Below are 22,073 nucleotides of genomic sequence, written 5' to 3' on the forward strand. Positions count from 1 at the left end.
ACCGTCATGTTCCAAGCGCAGCCCATTTCCCTGCAACGTGGTGCGCTGCGCCTGGACCCCCTGGCGGAGGGCGACGTGCTGGAGCTGGTCAGCCTGGCCGAGCGCAATCGCGAGGCGCTGCACTACCTGAGCGGCCCCCTGCGGCCGGATTGGTATCGTCAGGCGCTGGCCGAGGGGCGCGAGGGGCGCGCCTTGCCCTTCGCCGTGCGGATCGCCGACCGGGTGGTGGGCACTACCCGCTTCGCCGACTTCCTGCCGGCGCTGCCCGCCGCCGAGATCGGCTGGACCTGGCTCGACAGCGAGCAGCATGGCAGTGGTCTCAACGGCAACATCAAGTACCTGATGCTACGCCATGCCTTCGAGCACTGGCAGCTGGTGCGCGTGCAGCTCAAGACCGCGGCGACCAACCTCAGGTCCCAGGCCGCCATCGAGAAGCTGGGCGCGGTCCGTGAAGGCCTGCTGCGTCATCATCGGCGGCTGGCCGACGGTCGTCTGGACGACACCGTGATGTACAGCATCACCGACCGCGAATGGCCCGAGGTGAAGGCGCGGCTGGAAGCGTCCTTCAATTAGGCACAGGGCCTGGGCTACCGCTCGTCGGCAGTGTCAGGACTGCGAGGGGTCTATGTCGCTTGTTTGGCGTCAGTAATCCAGCGCGAAGTCTTTCCAGACCAACAGTTTTCCGCGAAACGGCCGACATGCCTGCTCAATGGCAAGAATTCGCCCGTCTCCTCTTGCGGATCGCTGTATGTCTTCACTGTCGCCTTCCTCTGCGCTGCGCACCCTGCGGGTCGTCTGGCCCTTCGTCATCATCCTGTCCTGCCAGGCACTGGTCGCCATCGTCAGCCTGCAACTGCTGTCGACGGTGCGTGCCTATGTTTCGGCGGAAAGCCTGTGGAGCAAGAGCCTCGGCAACGCCATGCTGACGCTGGGTGCCTACCTGGACGAAGGGCAGGCCGAGGCCTACCACGACTACCTGGCCTCCATCAGCGTCAATGACCTCGACCGTGCGGCGCGCGAGGCGCTCGACAGCGGCGGCCCGCCTGCCGAGGCGGCGCGGTTGCTGCGCCTGGCCGGCAATCACCCTGACGATATCGACGGCCTCATCGCACTCTTTCAGATGGCTCGCCATGTGGAGCCCTTCGAAGGGGTGATCGCCCGTTGGCAGGTCACCGATCCCTACATGGACGAATTCAAGGCCCTGGCACGCACCGGCTTCGAGTTGATCAAGCTGCATGGACCGGGGCCGGCGCTGATTCCGCTGAAACGCCAGCTGCTGGATCTGCACGACCGGATGATGCCGGAAACGGTGGCCTTCTCGGAGCGTCTGGGGGTGGCGTCACGCCAGCTGGTCGCGGCGCTGTTCATCGCCAATGTCCTGGTCGGCGCCCTGCTGGTGCTGCTGGCGCTCTGGCGCATGCACAGCCTGGTGCAGCAGCGCTGGCGCTCCGAGCAGGCGCTGCAGGCCGAAAAGGAACACATCCAGGTCATCCTGGCCTCCCTTGGCGATGCGGTGCTGGCCCTCAATGCCCAGGGGCGGCTGCTCTATCACAATCCGGCAGCCGAACGCCTGCTGGCGCGGAGGGAGCTGGTCGCAGGCACGCCCGTCACCCACCTGTTCGATATCCAGACCGAAGACCAGCCGCCCTCGAACCTGCCCTTGGCCGAGCGGCTGCGCAGCCCGGACTGGTTGGCGGGCAACGAACCCCTGGCGCATCAGCTGGTGCGCGTCGATGGCACCCGGGTGCCGGTGGCCCTCACGGTGACCGCGCTGCCACGGGGCGAATCGGGTGCCGGTGTGGTGCTGGTGATGCATGACCAGACCCGCGAGCGGGCCTTTCTGCATGACCTGGCCTGGCAGGCCAGTCACGATGCCCTCACGGGATTGGTCAATCGCCGTGAATTCGAGATCCGGCTGGAACGCCTGCTGGCCCGGCAGGACCTGGCGCGAGCCTCCTTGATGTTCATCGATCTGGATCAGTTCAAGATCGTCAACGACACCTCCGGGCATTTCCATGGCGATCGCCTGCTGCGCCAGCTGTGCGAATTGCTCGGGCAGCAGCTGAGGGAGGAAGACTGCCTGGCGCGCCTGGGCGGTGATGAATTCGGCGTCTTGCTGGAGAACCGTGCGCCGGCTGAAGCCGAGGCCGTGGCGGAGCGTCTGCGCTGCTGCGTGGGCGCGCTGCAGTTCGAGGCGGCCGGGCAGGGCTTTCGCGTTGGCCTGAGCATCGGCGTGGTGCATCTGGGTGGTCAGGCTCTCGCACCGGAGGAAGCCCTGCGCCTGGCGGACCTGGCCTGTTACGCGGCCAAGGACAAGGGCCGCAATCGCATCCAGGTCTTTGCGCCGGGTGACGTGGAGCTGGACCAGCGCCATGGCGAGATGGCCTGGGTGCAGCGATTGCACCGGGCGCTGGCCGAGGACAGATTCCGCCTGTACGTCCAGCCGATCCTCGGGCTGGGTTGCGAGACGGCCACGGATCGCCATGTGGAGGTGCTGCTGCGACTGGAGGAGGGCGACCGCTTGATCGCACCCGGTGCCTTCATCCCGGCGGCGGAGCGCTATGGGCTGATGCCGGACCTGGATCGCTGGGTGATCGCCGCGGCGCTGGCCCGTTTCGCCGAACTGCCCGACGGGCTGCTCGACACCCTGGCCATTAACCTGTCCGGGCATTCCCTGGGCGAGGCGGGGCTGGCGGATTTCGTCAGGGAGCAGCTGCACCGCTGGCAGATCGCGCCGACGCGGATCTGCTTCGAGATCACCGAGACCAGCGCCGTGGCCAACCTGGATGCGGCACGCCAGTTCATGGACGAGTTACGCGGCCTGGGGGTGCGATTCTCCCTGGACGACTTCGGCGCCGGGATGTCGTCCTTCACCTATCTCAAGCATCTGCCGGTGGACTACCTGAAGATCGATGGCAGCTTCGTTCGCCATCTGCTGGAGGATGCGGTGGACAGCGCCATGGTCGAGGCGATCAATCGGCTGGGGCATCTCACTGGCAAGAAGACCATCGCCGAGTTCGCCGAGAACGCCGCGGTGATCGCGGCCCTCGGCGCCTTGGGCGTCGACTATGCCCAGGGCTATGGCATCGCCCGGCCGCAGCCCTTCACCGAGGACACCTGCCAGGCGCTGGTCCGGCAGGTGTGGCACGAGCCCTCAGGGGCGGGCGTCGTCGTCCTTGAAGCGGCGGAAAAGGGTGGCCAGGAGCGCCCCGGAGATGTTGTGCCAGACGCTGAACAGGGCGCTGGGCACCGCTGCCAGCGGTGAGAAATGCGCGGTGGCCAGGGCGGCGCCGAGGCCGGAATTCTGCATGCCCACTTCCAGCGCCAGCGACTTGCGCTGGGCCACTGGCAGCTTGCAGCACTTGCCGGTGAGATAGCCGAGCAGGAAGCCGAAGCCGTTGTGCAGGATCACCACCGCCATGATCAGGAGGCCGGATTCGGCGATGCGCGCCTGACTGGCGGCCACCACGGCGGCGACGATCACCACGATGCTGACCACCGAGGCCAGCGGCAGCACCTCGACCAGGGCGCCGACACGATGACCGAGCAGGCGCTGGGCGACCAGGCCCAGGGCGATGGGCAGCAGCACCACCTGCAGGATCGACCAGAACAGGCCGCCAAAGGAGATCGGCAGCCAGGTGGAGGCCAGCAGCCAGATCAGCGCCGGGGTCAGCAGGGGGGCGAGCAGGGTGGTCACGGCAGCGATGGCCACCGACAGCGCCAGGTCGCCCTTGGCCAGCCAGGTCATCACGTTGGACGCCGTGCCGCTGGGGCAGCAACCAACCAGGATGACGCCCACGGCGATCTCCGGCGGCAGGTGGAACAGCTGGCAGAGCGCCCAGGCCACGCCCGGCATGATGACGAAGTGGGCCACCACACCCAGCAGCACCCGCCAGGGGTGGCGACCGACGGCGGCGAAGTCCTCGACCTTGAGGGTCAGGCCCATGCCGAACATGATCACCCCCAGCAGCGGCACGATGGCCACGCTCAGCGGCTTGAACACCGCGGGGGCGAAGAACGCCAGCAGGGCGGCGAGCAGCACCCAGAAGGCGAAGGTATTGCCGACGAAGCGGCTGAAGGCGGCGAGCGCGCGCATGGGTTGAACTCCTGTCGAAAAGGCAGAAAAAAGGCCGGTCTCTGCCGGCCTTGGGGGCTGTCCACGTGATCGGATGAGCCTTGTGACTCAAGCGATCACGCGCAGGTCGTCATTACAGTCCCTGGGGCAGCTCTTCGCCACCCAGGGCTTCGATCAGCTGTGGCAGGAATTCCGCCAGGGTCATCATCATCAGCACGAAGCTGGCGTCCTGCTGGCCGAGGGCGTCTTCGCCACCGTCCTGTTCGGCCTGGTCCTGCAGGAGGTCCTCGAACTTCAGGCGCTTGATGGTGACCTTGTCGTCCAGCAGCAGGGCCAGCTTGTCCTGCCAGGCCAGGGCCAGCTTGGTGACCAGCTTGCCGGCGCCCAGGTGGTTCTGGATCTCTTCGCTGGTCAGGTCCTGACCCTTGCAGCGCACCACGCCGCCATCTTCGCCCGCATCGCGCAACTCGCACTCGTCGAGGATGTAGAGGCCATGGGTGGCGTCACCAGCCTTGACCCAGTCGGTGAAGGTGGCCATCGGCGCCTGCTTGACGCCCAGCGGCCGTACCGGCAGCGAGCCCAGGGCATCGCGCAGGGTGGAGAGCAGGTCCTCGGCGCGCTTGGCGCTGGAGGCGTCGACCAGGATCCAGCCCTGCTTGGGATCGATGGCGGCATAGGTGGTCTGGCGACGGATGAAGGCGCGGGGCAGGAAGGCCTGGACGATCTCGTCCTTGATCTGCTCCTTCTCCTTCTTGTAGACCTTGCGCATCTGCTGGTTTTCGATCTCGTCGACCTTTTCCTGCACGGCTTCCTTGACCACGCTGCTGGGCAGGATGCGTTCTTCCTTGCGCGCGGCGATCAGGAAGAAGCCCTGGCTTTCGTGCACCAGCGGCAGGTCCGGGCCCTTGCCGAAGGGGGCGACGAAGCCATAGGTGGACAATTCCTGGCTGGCGCAGGGGCGCGCTGGCTTGGCGGCGAGGGCGGCTTCGAGGGCTTCGGTCTCGAAGGCGACTTCCTGGGTGAGACGGTAGACGAGCAGATTACGGAACCACATGGTGTCACTCCCAAAAACGAAGCGCGCATTATCCGCGTCGCTCGCCCCGGAGGCCAACCCCGGATCGCGGTGGTCGTCGGGAATGCGCGCTTTCTCCAGTTGCCTGGAAGGGCAGCGCTAAGCCTTTGGAAGTGCTGGAAAATTTTTTTTCAAAAAGGGGTTGCCAGGTCGTAAGCCCCTCCGTAGAATGCGCCCCACTTCGAGAGCAAACGGGTGATTAGCTCAGCTGGGAGAGCATCTGCCTTACAAGCAGAGGGTCGGCGGTTCGATCCCGTCATCACCCACCACTCGAGGTAATGCGCAGCGGTAGTTCAGTCGGTTAGAATACCGGCCTGTCACGCCGGGGGTCGCGGGTTCGAGTCCCGTCCGCTGCGCCATTTAAAGGTTGTCTGGCCCTGAACGCCAGCAGCCATCGAAGAGCGGCCCTAGTGGCCGCTTTTTCGTTTGGGCGCGATTTTTTCTGGTCGTGTCCTCTGGTGTCTTCCTTCCTTTCCTAGCGCTCCGGTCGAGCGATCTGCCAGCAGGCGGGTCGAGCGTGTGTGTAGATGCGTGTAAAACGCTGCGCGGTTTTCCACCCTGCGGCTGTTGGGCTTCGACGATGGAGCTGTCTCAGCCCAACCTACGGCAGGAGTGCGTCCTTGTAGGTTGGGTTGAGCACAGCGAAGCCCAACACTGCCCCGGGTCGGGCGCCGGCTGTTGGGCTTCGACGATGAAGCTGTCTCAGCCCAACCTACGAAAGGGAGCGTCCTTGTAGGTTGGGTTGAGCGTAGCGAAGCCCAACATTGCCCCGGGCCAAGCTTCGGTTGTTGGGCTTCGACGATGGAGCTGTCTCAGCCCAACCTATGGCAGGAGTGCGTCCTTGTAGGTTGGGCTGAGCGCAGCGAAGCCCAACACTGCCCAGGGCTGAACTCCGGCTGTTGGGCTTCGACGATGGAGCTGTCTCAGCCCAACCTACGAAAGGGAGCGTCCTTGTAGGTTGGGCTGAGCGCAGCGAAGCCCAGCACTGCCCCGAGCCGAGCTTCGGTTGGGCTTCGATGATGGAGCTGTCTCAACCCAACCTACGACAGGGAGCGTCCTTGTAGGTTGGGTTGAGCGTAGCGAAGCCCAACATTGCCCAGGGCCAAGCTTCGGCTGTTGGGCTTCGACGATGGAGCTGTCTCAGCCCAACCTACGAAAGGGAGCGTCCTTGTAGGTTGGGCTGAGCGCAGCGAAGCCCAACACTGCCCCGGGCCGAGCTTCGGTTGTTGGGCTTCGACGATGGAGCTGTCTCAACCCAACCTACGACAGGGGGCGTCCTTGTAGGTTGGGTTGAGCGCAGCGAAACCCAACAAGGCGGTCAGCCCCTTACCGCATCCAGTACCGCTTCCAACGGATGACGCAGGCGGCGGTCGTCGAGGCGCTTGACCTGGCTGCGGCAGGAGTAGCCGGTGGCCAGGGCTTCGCCCTGTTCCGCCGGTACCGCCAGGGCGCGGGCCCAGGACTGGTCGTAGATCACCTTGGAGGTCGCGAGATTCCGCGCCTCGTGGCCGTAGGTGCCGGACATGCCGCAGCAGCCGGTGCTTTCCGGCTTGAGGCCCAGACCCAGGCGTTCGAACACCTGCTGCCACTGGCTGACGCTGGCCGGGGCGTTGGTCTTTTCGGTGCAGTGGCCGAGCAGGCGATAGACCTTGTCGCCGACCACCTGCTTCTCTTCCGGCAGCACCTGCAGCAGCCATTCCTGGGGCAGCAGCACCTCGGGCATCCGGGCGATGCCGGGGACCTTGGGGTATTCCTGGCGATAGACCAGGGTCATGGCTGGATCCAGGCCCACCAGCCTGACGCCGAAGCCAGCCAGGCTGGCGAGTCCTGCCGCGTTGCGTCGCGCCGTGCGCTCGAAGGCGCCGAGGAAGCCCTGCACCTGCAGCGGCTTGCCGTTGGCGCGATAGGGCGCGAGGAACACTCGCTGGCCGAGCCGCGCGGCCAGTTCGAGAAAGGCGGCGGTGAGCGGCGTCTCGAAGTAGCGGGTGAAGGCGTCCTGCACCAGCACGATGGTCTTGGCGCGTTCTTCATCGCTCAGGGCCAGCAGCCGCTCGGGGGTGGCGATCTGTACCTGCCACTGCTGCATGACCGGCACCAGGTCGAAACGGCTGAGCAGGGGGCTGTCGACCATGCCGATGCGCTCGGCGAACAGCCGCTGGATGGGTGTGGCGCCCATGACGGCGTTGTAGAGACCGGGGGCGCGGGCGAACAGCGGCAGGCTGAATTCCAGGGAGCCGATCAGGTAGTCGCGCAGGGGGCGCAGGTAGCGACGGTGATAGAGCTCGAGAAAGCGCGAGCGGAATTCCGGGACGTTGACCTTGATCGGGCATTGGCCTGCGCAGGACTTGCAGGCCAGGCAGCCGGCCATGGCGTCGTAGACCTCGTGGGAGAAATCTGCCTCGGCCTGGCGGCCGTTGCGCCAGCGCTGGGGCAGAGCCTTGAGCCAGTTCAGGGCACCACGCGGGGCCGGAGCCAGGACATCGATGCCGGCCTGGCCCTGCAGGCGCAGCCATTCGCGGATCAGGGAGGCACGGCCTTTCGGCGAGTGAATGCGCTGGCGGGTAGCCTTCCACGACGGGCACATGGCGTCGTCGGGATCGTAGTTGTAGCAGGCGCCGTTGCCATTGCAGTGCATGGCGGTGCCGTAGCTCTGCCAGACGCGCTCGTCGAGGGTGCGGTCCAGTTCGCCCCTGAGGGTCACGCCATCGACCTTGAGCAGCTCGGCGCCGCTGGCGAGCGGGGTGGCGATCTTGCCCGGATTGAGCTGGTTGTGCGGATCGAAGGCACCCTTGAGCGCCTGCAGCGCGGGATAGAGATCGCCAAAGAACGCTGGCGCATATTCCGAGCGCACGCCCTTGCCGTGTTCGCCCCAGAGCAGTCCGCCGTATTTCTGCGTCAGTACGGCCACCTGGTCGGAGATCGGCCGCACCAGCGCCGCCTGGCGCGGGTCTTTGAGATCCAGCGCCGGACGCACGTGCAGCACCCCGGCGTCGACGTGGCCGAACATGCCGTATTGCAGGTTGTGGCCGTCGAGCAGGGCGCGGAATTCGGCGATGAAGTCGGCCAGGCGCTCCGGCGGCACCGCGGTGTCTTCGACGAAGGGCTGCGGACGGATCTCGCCCTGGACATTGCCCAGGAGCCCCACGGCGCGCTTGCGCATGGTGTAGACGCGGGTCACGGCATTGCGGCCGATGGCCAGGGTGTGGCCCAGGCGCTCGACAGTGACGTCCTGGCGTAGGTGCTCCAGAAAGCCCTGGACGCGGGCGTCCACTGCCTCGGGATCGTCGCCGCTAAATTCCACCAGGTTGATGCCCAGGGTAGGGCGCTCCACGTCCTCGGGAAAGTATTCCGCCACGCTGTGCCAGACGATGTCCTGCATGGCCAGCAAGAGCACCTTGGAATCCACCGTCTCGATGGACAGCGGCTTCAATTCGATCAAGGCGCGGGCATCGCGCAGGGCGTCCATGAAACTGGCGTAGCGGACGTTGACCAGCACCGAGTACTTGGGAATCGGCAGGACGTTGAGCTTGGCCTCGGCGATGAAGGCCAGGGAGCCCTCGGCGCCGCACAGCACGCTGTTGAGGTTGAAGCGGCCGTCCGGCTCGACCAGGTGCGCCAGGTCATAACCGGTCAGGCAGCGGTTGAGCTTGGGAAAGCGCGCCTCGATCAGCGCGGCCTGGTTCTCGGCGATGTCCCGCGCGCAGCGGTAGACCGCGCCAGTACGGTCCTGGCGGGCGCAGAGGGCGTCCAGCTCGGCGCTGTCCACCGGGCGACTTTCCACACGTTCGCCGCCGATCAGGTAGGCGTCCAGTTCCAGTACGTGGTTGCGGGTCTTGCCGTAGGTCACGCTGCCCTGGCCACTGGCGTCGGTGTTGATCATGCCGCCGATGGTGGCGCGGTTGGAGGTGGACAACTCCGGGGCGAAGAACAGCCCGTGGGGCCTGAGCGCGGCGTTGAGCTGGTCCTTGACCACCCCGGCCTGCACCCGTACCCAGCCCTCTGCGGCGTTGATCTCCAGGATCCGGTTCAGGTGGCGGGAAAGGTCGACCACGATACCGTCGGTGAGCGACTGGCCATTGGTGCCGGTGCCGCCGCCGCGCGGGGTCAGGACCACGCCCTGGAAGCGCGCCTCGCCCATCAGTTGGGCCAGTCGCTGGACGTCGGCGCTGTCCTTGGGAAAGACCGCGGCCTGCGGCAGGCGCTGGTAGATGGAGTTGTCGGTGGCCATGACCGTACGGCTGGCATGGTCCGGTGCGATCTCACCCTGGAAGCCGCTGGCGGCGAGGGCGCTGAGGAAGTCGGTGTAGGCGGCGGCGAGGGGCGCCGGGGCCGGCAGGCGGGCGATCATGTTCATCAGGCGAGCTCTCTGGCGGCGGATGGCCGTCTCCTTCAGCGAACGAAGGAATGGCATCGACCTTTTCTGGCTATAGTAGGCATTCTCACCACAGCGCGCCGGGGCCACAACCGAAGATTCCGCCGCCTATGCCGGAAGATCCTGAATGAATCACCGTCGCCTGACGCCCTCCATGTCGCTGCTGCTGGCCTTCGAGGCGGCGGCGCGCCATGAGAGCTACACCCGGGCGGCCGAAGAGCTGTCGCTGACCCAGAGCGCCGTGGGCCGCCAGGTGCAGGCGCTGGAGCAGTTGCTGGGGCTGACGCTGTTCCGCCGCGAGGGCCGCCAGATCGTCCTGACCGATGTGGGCCGGGCCTATAGCCGTGAACTGGGCCTGGCCTTGGGACAGATCCGCAGCGCCACCCTGCAGGCCATGGCCTTCGCCTCCGGGCAGGGCACCCTGCGCCTCGCGGTGCTGCCGACCTTTGGTTCCAAGTGGCTGTTGCCGCGCCTGGGCGATTTCTATGCCGCCCACCCCGGCATGCTGGTGCACCTGCACTCGCGCATCCAGGCGGTGGACTTCGCCGCCAGCGAGATCGATGCCGCCATCAGCGTCGGCAGCGGTGACTGGCCAGGGCTTTGTGCCCATCCGCTGCAGGCCGAGCAGCTTGTGGTGATTGCCAGCCCGACGACGCTGGCCGCGTTACCGGAGGCGACGCCGGCGACCCTGGCTGGCCAGCTGCTGCTGGGCGTGGCCAACAATCCCCAGGCCTGGGGCGAGTGGTTCCGCCACCATGAGCTGCCGCATCGGGCCATGCGCCCGGGGCCGAGTTTCGAGCTGACCTCGCACCTGATCCAGGCGGTGCGCGCCGGGATCGGCATCGGCCTGGTGCCCCGGGTGCTGGTGGAGGACGAACTGGCCCAGGGCGAGCTGCTGGCCTGCGGGCCGGCGCTGGTCAGCCGGCGCAGCTATTACCTGGTCTATCCGCCGCGCAACGAAGGGCTGCCGTCGCTGCAGGCCTTTCGCCAGTGGCTGCTGGCCGAGATCAACGAAGGAGAGGGACAGCCATGAGCAAGCCGGGACAGCGGGTACTGGCCGCGCTGCGGCAGATGATTCTGTCCGGCGAGCTCACGGCGGGTGAGCGGCTGGCGGAGATCCCCACCGCCGAACGCTTCGCCGTGTCGCGCATGCCGGTGCGCCTGGCCCTGCGCACCCTGGCCCAGGAGGGCTTGCTGGAGCGCAGCGGCGCCCGGGGCTATCAGGTGCGGGCACTGACGGGCGCGGATCTGGAAGGCGCGGTGGAAGTGCGCGGTGTGCTGGAGGGCCTGGCCGCGCGCCAGGCGGCCGAGCGCGGCCTGAATGCGGCCACGCGCGCCACGCTGGAAGACTGCCTGCGCCGTGGCGATCGATTGTTCGCCAAGGGGCATGTGCGGCTGGAGGACCTGGAGGAGTATCACGATCTCAATCGGGCGTTCCACCAGGCCATCGTCGCGGCCAGCGGCAATCCGGCCATCGGCTTGGCCCTGGGCCGCCACGAGCATCTGCCCTTCGCCTCGGTAAGCGCCCTGGCGGTGGATGCCGAGGATCTCGAGCGCGAATACCGCCGCTTCAACTTCGCCCATCTGCAGCACCATGCGGTCTTCGATGCCCTGGTGCGCGGCCAGGGGGCGCGTGCCGAGGGCATCATGCGCGAGCACGCCCAGGCGACCCTGGGCTATGCACGCTGGTTTGGTGGGGAAGAGGGTGAGGCGGGGGCGGTGCGGGTGTTGGTGTAGGGAGGTTCCCTCACCCCGGCCCTCTCCCAGGGGGAGAGGGGGAGGTAGGGTGGGCTCGGGGCGTTAGAGGTCCAGCACCAGGCGCTCGCCCTTGGCGCGGGAGCAGCAGGGGGTGAAGCGGTCGTTGGCGGCGTGCTCGGCCGCGGAGAGAAAGAGGTCGCGGTGTTCGGGTTCACCGGCCAGCACCGGGGTCAGGCAGGTGCCGCAGAGGCCCTGGCCACAGGATACCGGCAGGACGACACCCAGGTCCGCCAAGACCTCGACCACGCTGCGCTCGGCCGGTACCTGCACGCGGCGACCGCTGCGCGCCAGTTCCACCTCGAAAGGGCGTTGCTCGCCCTGGGCGGCGGGATCGGCGGCGAAGTATTCGCGATGGATCTGGCCGGGTTGCCAACCCTGGGCCTGGGCGGCGTCCACCACGGCGGCCATGAAGCCGGCCGGGCCGCAGACATAGAGGTGGTCGTCCGGCGCCGCCGGGCCGAGCAGGTGCTGGAAGTTGGGTCTCAGCGCCGGATCGTGCTGGTCGAAGTGGACCCTGACCTGGTCGGCATAGGGCCGCGCCTTGAGCCAGGGGATGAAGGCGGCGTGGTCGCGATCCCGCACCAGGTAGCGCAGGCTGAAGCGCGCGCCCTGCTGATAGAGCTGCTCGGCCATGGCCAGGATCGGGGTAATACCGATCCCGCCGGCCAGCAGCTGGGTGCGGCGGGCACTCGGTACCAGCGTGAAGAGGTTGCGTGGCTCGCTTACCTGCAGGCGATCACCTACCTGCAGCCGATGCATGGCTTGGGAGCCGCCGCGGGAATCGGCGACGAGCAGCACGGCGATGCGATAGCGGGTCGGGGCGGATTCGGGCGTGGCGCACAGCGAATAGTGGCGCACCAGGCCGTCGCCCAGGGTGATCTCCAGGTGGGCGCCGGCGGCGAAGCCGGGCAGCGGGCCGCCGTCGGCCCGGGCCAGGTTGAAAGCCAGGATGGTGGGGGCCTCGCGTTGCACGGCGGTGACGATCAGATCGAGCATGACTGTCTCCTAGGCGATCTGCCGGACCGGGATGCCGGTGGCGGCCTGTTCGGCGGCCAGCAGGCGGTCGATGATCTGCCGCGACTGCACCCCGCCGGCATCGATGTTGAGCTTGAGCAGCCCGCGCTCGGGATAGCGCAAGAGGTTCTGCTGCTGGCGTTCGAGCATCTCCAGGTCTTCGCCGAAGATCTTGCCCTGGCCCTCGCGGATGCTGGCGGTGAGCTCGGCGTCCTCCGCCTTGAAGTTGCGTGCCATGCCCCAGAAGTACCAGATGGAGGTCTCGGTCTCGGGGGTGATGAAGTCCACCACCACGCTGGCGGCCTTGACCGCCGCCGGGGCGTCGTAGCCACCATGGCCGGCATGGGCCACGCCCACCTCGATCATCACGTGGCTGGGCGGAGTGAAGCGGCAGATCTGCCAGCGATCCACTGGGACGTCATCGGCCAGGCCATTGCCACGTAGCGCCATGCGCCAGAAGGGTGGGGCGGAGATGTTTTCCATGTGCCGGCTGGTGATGACCTCGTCGCCTTCGACGCGGGTGGCCGGCGGCGCCTCGTCGATCTCCTTCTGGCCGATGCTGGAGGCATGGACGTAGGTCTCGTGGGTGAGATCCATGAGGTTGTCGATCATCAGCCGGTAGTCGCACTGGATATGGTAGAGACCGCCGCCATAGGCCCAATCGGGGCTTTCGGCCCATTCCAGATAGGGAATCAGGGCCGGATCGGCCTTGGCCTGGTCACCTGGCCAGACCCAGATGAAGCCGTGCCGCTCCACGGCGGCATAGGGGCGTACCGCGGGAAAGACGCCGACCCGCTGGCCTGGCATGCCCAGCGTCTTGCCGCCGCAGCCCATCTCCAGGCCGTGATAGCCGCAGACCAGGGTGCCGTCGCGGACGAAGCCCAGGGACAGCGGCGCGCCACGGTGCGGGCAGAAGTCTTCCAGGGCCACCACCTGGCCGTTGGCATCGCGATAGAAGACCAGGGGTTCGCCGCAGATCTGGCGCCCCAGGGGTTTGTCTTGGACTTCGTCGGGGGTGCAGGCGACGTACCAGGCATTCTTCGGGTACATGATCGGGACCTCTTGTTGTTGTCTATTGGATCCAATAATCGATTGAGGCCATCCAGGGTGTCAATGCGGCTAGTCGGTAGCCAAGAGCGATTGCTGCTCGATAATCGCCCAGTAAATACCCGTCGCTTAGAGCCAATCCGGTACCGAATGGCCTTGATTGAATGGGTTTTCCAGTGTTGAAGCGGCTGGTGACACCGCCACGGGTGGGACTCGGATAGGCCGAGGCATCTTGTGAATTGGATCCATATTTGCCAGCTTAAGCAGGCTGAGATTCCAACAACAAGAACCCAAGGATGCTCGCCATGTCAGTACCCGTCGCCGTCTTTCCGTCCACGCCCGGGCGCGGCACCTGTCGCCGCCGTCACCTGCTCAGTGCGCGAGGTGGGCTATGACCGACCTGCGCGAGATCATCGACCAGGGACCCATGTGTGGTTTCCAGTACCTGGCGGTGCTGGTCTGCATCCTGCTCAACATGATCGACGGCTTCGATGTGCTGGTGATGGCCTTCACCGCGGCCTCGGTATCCCGCGAGTGGGGGCTCTCCGGCGCCCAGGTGGGGCTGCTGCTCAGCGCCGGTCTGGTGGGCATGGCGGCCGGTTCGCTGCTGCTGGCGCCACTGGCCGATCGCTGGGGCCGCCGCTGGCTGATCCTGGTCTGCCTGCTGCTCTCGGGGCTCGGCATGCTGCTCTCGGCGTTGGCCGGATCACCTCTGCAACTGGCGCTGCTGCGTGGCCTGACCGGATTGGGCGTGGGCGGGGTGCTGGCCAGCAGCAACGTGATCGCCAGCGAATACTCGGCGCGCCGCTGGCGAGGTCTGGCAGTCAGCCTGCAGGGCATGGGCTATGCGCTGGGGGCGACCCTGGGTGGACTGCTGGCGGTCTGGCTGCTGTCGCACTGGGGCTGGCGCGCGGTCTTCTGTGCCGGCGGTCTCCTCACCCTGGGGGCCATCCCGCTGGTGCTCGTCGGTCTGCCCGAGTCCCTGGATTTCCTGCTCACGCGCCAGCCAGCCGGCGCTCTGGTGCGGGTCAATCGCCTGGCCAGGAGACTCGGCCAGCCCGAGCTCGCCGTGCTGCCGCCGCGGCTGGAAAACTCCACAGCGGGCGGTACTGTCGGCCGGCTGCTGGCGCCTGCCTTGCGGCGCACGACCCTGCTGGTGTGGACGCTGTTCTTTCTGGCCATGTTCGGCTTCTACTTCATCATGAGCTGGACGCCCAAGCTGCTCACTACCTTGGGGTTGTCCGAGCAGCAGGGGGTGGCCGGTGGCGTCCTGCTGAGCGTGGGCGGCATCTTTGGCGCCGCCCTGGTGGGGCTGCTGTTCGCCCGCCTGCCACTGTCCCGGGCGCTGGGCGGCTTCATGCTGACCACCGCGCTGCTGCTGGTGGTCTTCGCCCACCTGGGCAGTTCCTACCTGGGTGCCCTGGCCATGGGGCTGCTGATCGGACTGTTCGCCAATGGTTGCGTCGCCGGCCTCTATGCGCTGCCGGCGCTGGCCTATGCCGCCGAGGTGCGGGCCACCGGGGTGGGCTGGGGCATCGGCATCGGTCGCCTGGGCGCCATCCTCTCGCCGGTGGTGGCCGGGTTACTGCTCGACCAGGGTTGGCCACCGCTGCGGCTGTATCTGGTCTTTGCCGGGGTGTTCGTCGCGGCGGGGCTGCTGCTCCTGCTGACCCGGCCCGAGCAGCGGCATACCGCCACGGAGCTGAGTCGGCGGCAGGGCGAGGCGCTGGGCTAGCCGCTTTTGGCAAGGTCATCGTTTTGCCAAAAATAGTTAATTGACTTAACTAATTACCTGGCGTAGCTTCGGCTCCATACCCACCCAACAACAAGAGGCACACGCCATGGGCAGTTACGACGGACGTTGGCAGACGGTCAAAGTGGACATCGAGGACGGTATCGCCTGGGTGACGCTCAATCGTCCCGAGAAACGCAACGCCATGAGTCCCACCCTCAACCGCGAGATGGTCGAGGTGCTGGAGACCCTGGAGCAGGACGCCAGCGCCGGCGTGCTGGTGCTGACCGGTGCCGGCGATGCCTGGACCGCGGGCATGGACCTCAAGGAATACTTCCGCGAGACCGATGCCGGCCCCGAGATCCTGCAGGAAAAGATTCGCCGCGAAGCCTCCCAGTGGCAGTGGAAGCTCCTGCGCATGTACGCCAAGCCGACCATCGCCATGGTCAACGGCTGGTGCTTTGGTGGCGGCTTCAGCCCGCTGGTGGCCTGCGACCTGGCCATCACCGCCGACGAGGCCACCTTCGGCCTGTCCGAGATCAACTGGGGCATTCCCCCGGGCAACCTGGTGAGCAAGGCCCTGGCCGATACCGTGGGCCATCGCACCGCCCTCTACTATGTGATGACCGGCAAGACCTTCAGTGGGCCCGAGGCTGCCGCCATGGGCCTGGTCAACCAGAGCGTGCCGCGCGACCAGTTGCGTGAGGTGACCACCGCCCTGGCGCGTGAGCTGCTGGACAAGAATCCGGTGGTGCTGCGTGCCGCCAAGGTCGGCTTCAAGCGCTGCCGCGAACTGACCTGGGAGCAGAACGAGGACTATCTCTATGCCAAGCTCGACCAGTCGCGGCTGCAGGATCCGGAGGGCGGTCGCGAGCAGGGCATGAAGCAGTTCCTCGACGACAAGAGCATCAAGCCCGGGCTGCAGACCTACAAGCGCTGAACCGCCACCGCCCACCCGTACAACAACAAGAGGTAGCGTCATGGTCGAGGTATCCCTGCTCATCGGCGGCGCCAGCTGCCCGGCCGGCGACGGTCGCAGCTATCAGCGTTGCCATCCGGTGACCGGCGCGGTGGTCTCCACCGTGGCCGCCGCTACCCTGGACGACGCCGACGCCGCGGTGGCCGCGGCCCAGGCCGCCTTTCCCGCCTGGGCCGTGTTGCCGCCGGGCGAGCGCCGTCGCCGCCTGCTGGCTGCCGCCGATGGTCTGGCCGCGCGCAGTAGCGAATTCGTCGCCCTCGCTGGAGAGACCGGGGCCATGGCCAACTGGTACGGCTTCAATGTCCACCTGGCGGCCAACATGCTGCGCGAGGCGGCAGCCATGACCACCCAGATCCAGGGCGAGGTCATTCCTTCCGATGTGCCCGGCAGCTTCGCCATGGCGCTGCGCCAGCCGTGCGGCGTGGTGTTGGGCATCGCCCCCTGGAACGCCCCGGTAATCCTCGGTACCCGCGCCCTGGCCATGCCGCTGGCCTGCGGCAACACCGTGGTGCTCAAGGCCTCCGAACAGAGTCCTGGCGTGCACCGGCTGATCGGCCAGGTGCTGCAGGATGCCGGCCTGGGCGACGGTGTGGTCAATGTCGTCACCAATGCTCCGGAGGATGCCCCGGCCATCGTCGAGCGGCTGATCGCCAACCCGGCGGTGCGGCGCGTCAACTTCACCGGGTCCACCCGGGTCGGGCGCATCGTCGGTGAACTGTCGGCTCGCCACCTCAAACCCGCCGTGCTGGAGCTGGGTGGCAAGGCACCGCTGCTGGTGCTGGAGGACGCCGATCTGGATGCCGCGGTCGCTGCAGCGGCCTTCGGTGCCTACTTCAACCAGGGACAGATCTGCATGTCCACCGAGCGCCTGCTGGTGGACAGCCGCATCGCCGATGCCTTCGTCGAGCGCCTGGCGGCCAAGGTGCGCACCCTCAAGGCCGGTGATCCGAGTGCACCCGACTCCGTCCTCGGCTCCCTGATCGACGCCAGCGCCGGGACCCGCATCAAGGCCATGATCGACGACGCCGTGGGCAAGGGCGCGCGGCTGGTCTGCGGTGGCGAGCTGGAGGGCAGCATCCTGCAGCCGACGCTGCTGGATGGCGTCACCGCCGAGATGCAGCTCTATGCCGAGGAATCCTTCGGCCCGGTGGCGGTGGTGATCCGTGCCGAGGGCGACGAGGCCCTGCTGCGCCTGGCCAACGATTCCGAGTTCGGCCTCTCGTCGGCCATCTTCAGCCGCGACACCGCCCGTGCCCTGGCGCTGGCGCAGCGGGTGGAGAGCGGCATCTGCCACATCAACGGCCCCACGGTGCACGACGAGGCGCAGATGCCCTTCGGCGGCGTCAAGTCGAGCGGCTACGGCAGCTTCGGCTCGCGCGCCTCCATCGACCATTTCACCCAGTTGCGCTGGGTGACGCTGCAGACGGGGCCGCGCCACTACCCGATCTGATCCGCGTCCGCCGTCCCTCGCTCCTGTCGCGACAACAATAAGAGGCGCCCTCGGGCGCCAGCCCAGAGGAGAATTCAAGGTGAGTCACGTCACGCAAACCCGCGCGCCCGCCGATCAGCCGCTGCGCTATCGCCCGGTGACCCTGGGCCACCCCGGCGTCACCGTGGAAGAGCGGGGTGGACTGCTCTACATGGCCTCCCAGGAAGCCCTGACTCCGCCGCCGCCGCGACTGCTGGACCGGCTGCTGCACTGGGCCACGGTGGCCCCGGACCGCACCTTCTTCGCCGCACGGGAGGCCGGCGGCGCCTGGCGCGACTTCTCCTATGGCGAGATGCTGCAGCGGGTGCGCCAGCTGGCCGCCGCGCTGTTGGAGTTCGGCCTCTCCGCCGAGCGGCCGCTGGCGATTCTCTCCGGCAACGACCCGGAGCACCTGCAGCTGGCCATGGCGGCCCTCTATGCCGGCATTCCCTTCTGCCCGGTGTCACCCGGCTACGCGCTGCTGTCCCAGGACCACGCCAAGCTGCGCCATGTCTGCGGTCTGCTGCAGCCGGGACTGGTGTTCGTCAGCGACGGCCCAGCCTTCCAGAAGGCGCTGGACGCCGTGCTGCCCGCCGACGTGCCGGTGATCGCGACCCGGGGTCGGGTACAGGGGCGCATCAGCCTGGCCTTCGCGGCGCTGCTCGCTCGCGGTGAATTGGCCGCGGCCGAGCGTGCCTTCGCCGCGACCGGGCCGGACAGCATCGCCAAGTTTCTCTTCACCTCGGGTTCCACCAAGCTGCCCAAGGCGGTGACCACTACCCAGCGCATGCTCTGCGCCAACCAGCAGATGCTCTTGCAGACCTTTCCGGTGTTTGGCGAAGAGCCGCCGGTGCTGGTGGACTGGCTGCCCTGGAACCACACCTTCGGCGGCAGCCACAACCTGGGCATCGTGCTCTACAACGGCGGCACCTTCTATCTCGACGAAGGCAAGCCGACGCCCCAGGGCTTCGGCGAGACCCTGCGCAACCTGCGCGAGGTATCACCCACCGCCTACCTGACGGTGCCGCGCGGCTGGGAAGAGCTGGCCAATGCCCTGGAGCGCGACGCCGAGTTGCGCGAGCGCTTCTTCGCCCGCATGCGGCTGTTCTTCTTTGCCGCGGCGGGGCTGTCGCAAAGCGTATGGGATCGCCTGGATCGCATCGCCGAGGCCCATTGCGGCGAACGCATCCGCATGATGGCCGGGCTGGGCATGACCGAGGCTTCGCCCAGCTGCACCTTCACCACCGGTCCCCTGTCGGTGGCCGGCTACGTCGGGGTACCGGCGCCGGGGTGCGAACTCAAGCTGGTGCCGGTGGACGGCAAGCTGGAAGGGCGCTTCCGCGGGCCGCACATCATGCCTGGCTACTGGCGCGATGCCGCCCAGACCGCCGCCTGCTTCGACGAAGAGGGTTTCTACTGCTCGGGCGATGCCCTCAAGCTGGTCGATCCGGCCAACCCGCAACTGGGCCTGATGTTCGATGGCCGCATCGCCGAGGACTTCAAGCTGTCGTCCGGGGTCTTCGTCAGCGTCGGTCCCCTGCGCAATCGCGCGGTGCTGGAGGGCACGCCCCTGGTGCAGGACGTGGTGGTGGCGGCGCCGGATCGCGAGTGCCTTGGGCTGCTGGTCTTTCCGCGGCTGGCGGACTGCCGGCAATTGGCCGGGCTGGACGAGAGCGCCGATGCCGCCACGGTGCTGACCAGTGCGCCGGTGCAGGACTGGTTCGCCGCCTGGCTCAAGCGCCTCAATCGCGAGGCCTCGGGCAACGCCAGCCGCCTGGAATGGATCGCCCTGCAGGAGGAGCCGCCGTCCGCCGATCGCGGCGAGATCACCGACAAGGGCTCGCTCAACCAGCGCAGCGTCCTGACCCATCGCGCGGAACGGTTGGAGGCCTGCTATCGGGGAACGGCGCCGCTGTTGATCAGGGCGTGACGATAGGTACCGGGGTCCCCCTCACCCCAGCCCTCTCCCCGAGGGAGAGGGGGCGTTCGGTGCAGGTTGGCTTTCCGTAGGTTGCGGCTGAGCACAGCGAAGCCTAACAGGGCGCTGCCCCAGACGCTGCCAATCTCCCTCACCCCAACCCTCTCCCTGATGGAGAGGGGGCGATCGGTGCAAGCTAGCTTTTCGTAGGTTGCGGCTGAGCGCAGCGAAGCCCAACAGGGTACTGCCCCAGACGCTGCCAGTATCCCTCACCCCGAGGGAGAGGGGGCGATCGGTGCAAGCTGGCTTTTCGTAGGTTGCGGCTGAGCGCAGCGAAGCCCAACACAACACCCGGCGATCAACCTTCAGCCCAGCTCTCCATTGAGCTTGCGCAGCAGGCGCAACAGCTCTGTTCGTTCGGCGTCGTCCAGCGGGGCGCTGGCGGCTCGGTCGCTGGCAGCGGCGCGTTCCTTGAGTTCGCCCACCAGGGCGCGGCCCTGCTCGGTGAGGTGCAGGGCGTAGGCGCGGCGATCCTGGGTGCCGCGCACCCGCTCGGCCAGGCCCTGGCGTTCCAGCTTGTTCAGCAGCAGGACCAGTTGCGGCGGCTCGATGGCTAGGCGCCGGGCCAGGTCGGCCTGCATCAGGCCCGGTTCCTGTTCGAGGATCACCAGGGCGGTGAACTGGGCAGGGCGCAGGTCGTATTCGGCCAGGCTGTCCACCAGATGCTGGAACATCTTCATCTGGGCGCGGCGCAGGGCATAGCCTACGGCGGTGTCCAGCCAGGGGGTGGCGGCAGGGTCCAGGGGCGTGGCGTCGTCGGGGGAACTCATCGGCGGGAAGGGCTTCCGTCGGAGATGGCGAGAGGAGGGTATCGAGGGGTCATTCTAGTCCAGATCCCGTCTCGCGCGTCGATGGCGATAGGCGAACTGGGCACGACTCAGGCCGAGCAGTCGTGCCGCGGCGGCCACGTTGCCGTGGCTGTGCGCCAGGGCTTCGTCGAGCAGCTCGGCTTCCAGCTGGCCCAGGTGCAGCGGGCGTTCGCCAGCCACGCCGAGGCGCTCCAGCCAGCCGGCTGTCTGCGGCGCCGGTTCCAGGAGGTCGGCCGGCAGCGGCTCGCCGCGAAACAGGTGGGGCAGGTCGATGAGTTCGCCCGGATCGCTGGCGATCACCCCGCGCTCCACCAGATTCTGCAATTCCCGTACGTTGCCGGGAAAATCGTAGCGCAGCAGCGCCTTGAGGGCGCGCATGGTCAGCCCTACCGGCGGGCGTTCGTAGGCGGCGCAGAAGCGGCGCAGGAACAGATCCACCAGCAGCGGTACGTCGTCGCGGCGGTTACGCAGGGGTGGGATGCCGATGGGATAGACGTTGAGACGATAGAAGAGGTCTTCGCGGAAGTCGCCACGGCGCACCGCTTCGCGCAGGTCCAGGTTGGTGGCGGCGACTACCCGTACGTCCACCCTGAGGGTGCGGCTGCCGCCGACCCGTTCGATCTCGCGCTCCTGCAGCGCGCGCAGCAGCTTGCCCTGACCGGGCAGGCTCAGGCAGGCGATCTCGTCGAGGAACAGCGTACCGCCCTGGGCCCGTTCGAAGCGCCCGGCGCGGGACTGGTTGGCGCCGGTATAGGCACCGCGCTCCACGCCGAACAATTCGGCTTCGATGAGATTCTCGGGAATGGCCGCGCAGTTGAGGGCGACGAAGGGGCCGTCGGCGCGGTGGCTGAGACGGTGCAGGTGGCTGGCGAACAGCTCCTTGCCCACCCCGGATTCGCCGGTGAGCAGCACCGTGGCCGGGGTCGGGGCGACCCGTTGTAGCGCCTGGAAGGCGCCGTTGAAGGCCGCCGAGGCGCCTACCAGCGGCTGGCCGTCGACGGCGTGGGGCAGGGGCGCGGGCAGGCGTTCGGTGGCAGTCCTCTCAGGGGTACCATCGCCCGCGGCATTGAGATAGCGCAGGTCCTCCGCCACGTCGGGCCAGCGTTCGGCATTGCGGCCTTCGACCCGGCAGACATGGTGGCCCATGGCCCGGCATTCCACCTCGCGAAAGATCACCAGGCGGCCGAACAGGCTGCTGACGTAGCCGATGGCATAGCCGATCTCCATCCAGCAGGCCGGATCGCTGCCCTGGCCATGGGCGATCTGGTGCTCGTCGCATTCGGCCGAGTGGTGCCAGAGGAATTCGCCGCCATAGCGGCCCTGGTCGACATCAAATTCGAAATGCAGCGGCTCGACCCGCACCAGCCCCTCCAGGCCGTGCAGGCGGGTGCCGGCCGCGAAGATGGCGGCGGCGTCGGCCTGGGGCCAGCGCTTGCGCACCAGCTCGGCGTCGCGCACCCCGGACAGATAGCCGACCCGGGTCAGCAGGCCGCGGGCGCGTTCCTGACCCAGGGCGCCGATCAGCTCGCGCCGCAGGGCGCCAAAGGCGGAGGCGTGCACCAGCAGCATGCGCTGGTCGTTGAGCCAGATGCGACCATCTCCGGGCGAGAAGAACAGGCACTCGGCCAGTTCCGCCTGGGTCGGGCTGGCGCTGCCGTCCCAGGCGGCGCTGTCGCCCCGGTACAGGCCAGGGGTGACCTGCTGCAAGGCGTTGAGGGACAGGCGTTCGGACCGGGCCATGGCACCACCTCCCAGGTGACTTGCGCAAA

The 22,073-nt window shown here is 67.5% G+C and carries 15 protein-coding genes and 2 tRNA genes; 10 read left to right on the forward strand and 7 right to left on the reverse strand.

Annotated features, from left to right (window positions below):
* The first annotated feature begins 6 nt into the window (after positions 1 to 6).
* Positions 7 to 573 (forward strand): GNAT family N-acetyltransferase, encoded by a 567-nt coding sequence (locus V6W80_RS07760; protein ID WP_338546478.1) that lies wholly within the window; start codon positions 7 to 9, stop codon positions 571 to 573.
* 175 nt (positions 574 to 748) lie between these two features.
* Positions 749 to 3,265, forward strand: coding sequence for a putative bifunctional diguanylate cyclase/phosphodiesterase (locus tag V6W80_RS07765; protein WP_338546480.1), 2,517 nt, complete (start codon positions 749 to 751; stop codon positions 3,263 to 3,265).
* Here the strand turns inward: V6W80_RS07765 and V6W80_RS07770 are convergent.
* Both V6W80_RS07770 and rdgC read right to left on the reverse strand, forming a co-directional pair.
* Positions 3,155 to 4,096, reverse strand: a complete 942-nt coding sequence (locus V6W80_RS07770; RefSeq protein ID WP_173146805.1) for a bile acid:sodium symporter family protein — start codon at positions 4,094 to 4,096, stop codon at positions 3,155 to 3,157. The genes V6W80_RS07765 and V6W80_RS07770 overlap by 111 nt on opposite strands.
* A gap of 112 nt (positions 4,097 to 4,208) precedes the next feature.
* Entirely contained in the window at positions 4,209 to 5,129 is a 921-nt protein-coding gene (gene rdgC / locus V6W80_RS07775) for a recombination-associated protein RdgC (protein ID WP_007159072.1), read from the reverse strand.
* Between the two features lie 211 nt (positions 5,130 to 5,340).
* Between rdgC and V6W80_RS07780 the strand changes: the two genes are divergently transcribed.
* Together V6W80_RS07780 and V6W80_RS07785 are read left to right on the forward strand one after the other, a co-directional pair.
* Positions 5,341 to 5,416, forward strand: a tRNA-Val gene (locus tag V6W80_RS07780).
* 13 nt (positions 5,417 to 5,429) lie between these two features.
* A tRNA-Asp gene (locus tag V6W80_RS07785) sits at positions 5,430 to 5,506 on the forward strand.
* 959 nt (positions 5,507 to 6,465) lie between these two features.
* Here V6W80_RS07785 and ydiJ read toward each other — a convergent pair.
* Positions 6,466 to 9,495 carry a D-2-hydroxyglutarate dehydrogenase YdiJ gene (gene ydiJ, locus V6W80_RS07790; RefSeq protein WP_338547379.1) on the reverse strand — a complete coding sequence of 1,010 codons (3,030 nt, stop codon included), beginning with the start codon at positions 9,493 to 9,495 and terminating at the stop codon, positions 6,466 to 6,468.
* Positions 9,496 to 9,646: 151 nt separating this feature from the next.
* Between ydiJ and V6W80_RS07795 the strand changes: the two genes are divergently transcribed.
* On the forward strand, positions 9,647 to 10,552 hold the full coding sequence (locus tag V6W80_RS07795) for a LysR substrate-binding domain-containing protein (RefSeq protein WP_338546482.1): 906 nt from the start codon (positions 9,647 to 9,649) through the stop codon (positions 10,550 to 10,552).
* The gene (locus V6W80_RS07800; RefSeq protein WP_338546483.1) at positions 10,549 to 11,256 is read left to right on the forward strand and encodes a GntR family transcriptional regulator; all 708 of its coding nucleotides are present in this window, start codon (positions 10,549 to 10,551) and stop codon (positions 11,254 to 11,256) included. Before V6W80_RS07795 ends, V6W80_RS07800 begins: the two co-directional genes overlap by 4 nt.
* 63 nt (positions 11,257 to 11,319) lie before the next feature.
* Here the strand turns inward: V6W80_RS07800 and V6W80_RS07805 are convergent, their stop codons facing one another.
* Together V6W80_RS07805 and V6W80_RS07810 are read right to left on the reverse strand one after the other, a co-directional pair.
* Entirely contained in the window at positions 11,320 to 12,273 is a 954-nt protein-coding gene (locus V6W80_RS07805; RefSeq protein ID WP_338546484.1) for a PDR/VanB family oxidoreductase, read from the reverse strand.
* Positions 12,274 to 12,282: 9 nt separating this feature from the next.
* Positions 12,283 to 13,341: an aromatic ring-hydroxylating oxygenase subunit alpha gene (locus V6W80_RS07810; protein WP_059314320.1), complete on the reverse strand. Its 1,059-nt coding sequence runs from the start codon at positions 13,339 to 13,341 to the stop codon at positions 12,283 to 12,285.
* Between the two features lie 388 nt (positions 13,342 to 13,729).
* On the opposite strand from V6W80_RS07810, the gene V6W80_RS07815 reads away from it, so the two are divergent.
* The 4 genes from V6W80_RS07815 to V6W80_RS07830 all read left to right on the forward strand — a co-directional run bounded on the left by V6W80_RS07815 (position 13,730) and on the right by V6W80_RS07830 (position 19,447).
* The gene (locus V6W80_RS07815) at positions 13,730 to 15,073 is read left to right on the forward strand and encodes an MFS transporter (RefSeq protein WP_338546485.1); all 1,344 of its coding nucleotides are present in this window, start codon (positions 13,730 to 13,732) and stop codon (positions 15,071 to 15,073) included.
* A 106-nt stretch (positions 15,074 to 15,179) separates the two neighbouring features.
* On the forward strand, positions 15,180 to 16,010 hold the full coding sequence (locus tag V6W80_RS07820; RefSeq protein WP_058792502.1) for a p-hydroxycinnamoyl CoA hydratase/lyase: 831 nt from the start codon (positions 15,180 to 15,182) through the stop codon (positions 16,008 to 16,010).
* Between the two features lie 40 nt (positions 16,011 to 16,050).
* Complete coding sequence (locus V6W80_RS07825) at positions 16,051 to 17,499, forward strand: aldehyde dehydrogenase (RefSeq protein WP_338546486.1); 1,449 nt, start codon at positions 16,051 to 16,053, stop codon at positions 17,497 to 17,499.
* A 79-nt stretch (positions 17,500 to 17,578) separates the two neighbouring features.
* Complete coding sequence (locus V6W80_RS07830; protein ID WP_338546488.1) at positions 17,579 to 19,447, forward strand: feruloyl-CoA synthase; 1,869 nt, start codon at positions 17,579 to 17,581, stop codon at positions 19,445 to 19,447.
* Between the two features lie 353 nt (positions 19,448 to 19,800).
* On the opposite strand, the gene V6W80_RS07835 is transcribed toward V6W80_RS07830, so the two are convergent.
* Both V6W80_RS07835 and V6W80_RS07840 read right to left on the reverse strand, forming a co-directional pair.
* Positions 19,801 to 20,265, reverse strand: a complete 465-nt coding sequence (locus V6W80_RS07835) for a MarR family winged helix-turn-helix transcriptional regulator (RefSeq protein WP_017641863.1) — start codon at positions 20,263 to 20,265, stop codon at positions 19,801 to 19,803.
* A gap of 54 nt (positions 20,266 to 20,319) precedes the next feature.
* Positions 20,320 to 22,044 (reverse strand): sigma-54-dependent Fis family transcriptional regulator, encoded by a 1,725-nt coding sequence (locus V6W80_RS07840; RefSeq protein WP_068385551.1) that lies wholly within the window; start codon positions 22,042 to 22,044, stop codon positions 20,320 to 20,322.
* Positions 22,045 to 22,073 lie beyond the last annotated feature (29 nt).

The sequence above is a fragment of the Pseudomonas benzopyrenica genome (assembly GCF_036884265.1).
GTDB lineage: Bacteria > Pseudomonadota > Gammaproteobacteria > Pseudomonadales > Pseudomonadaceae > Chryseomonas > Chryseomonas benzopyrenica.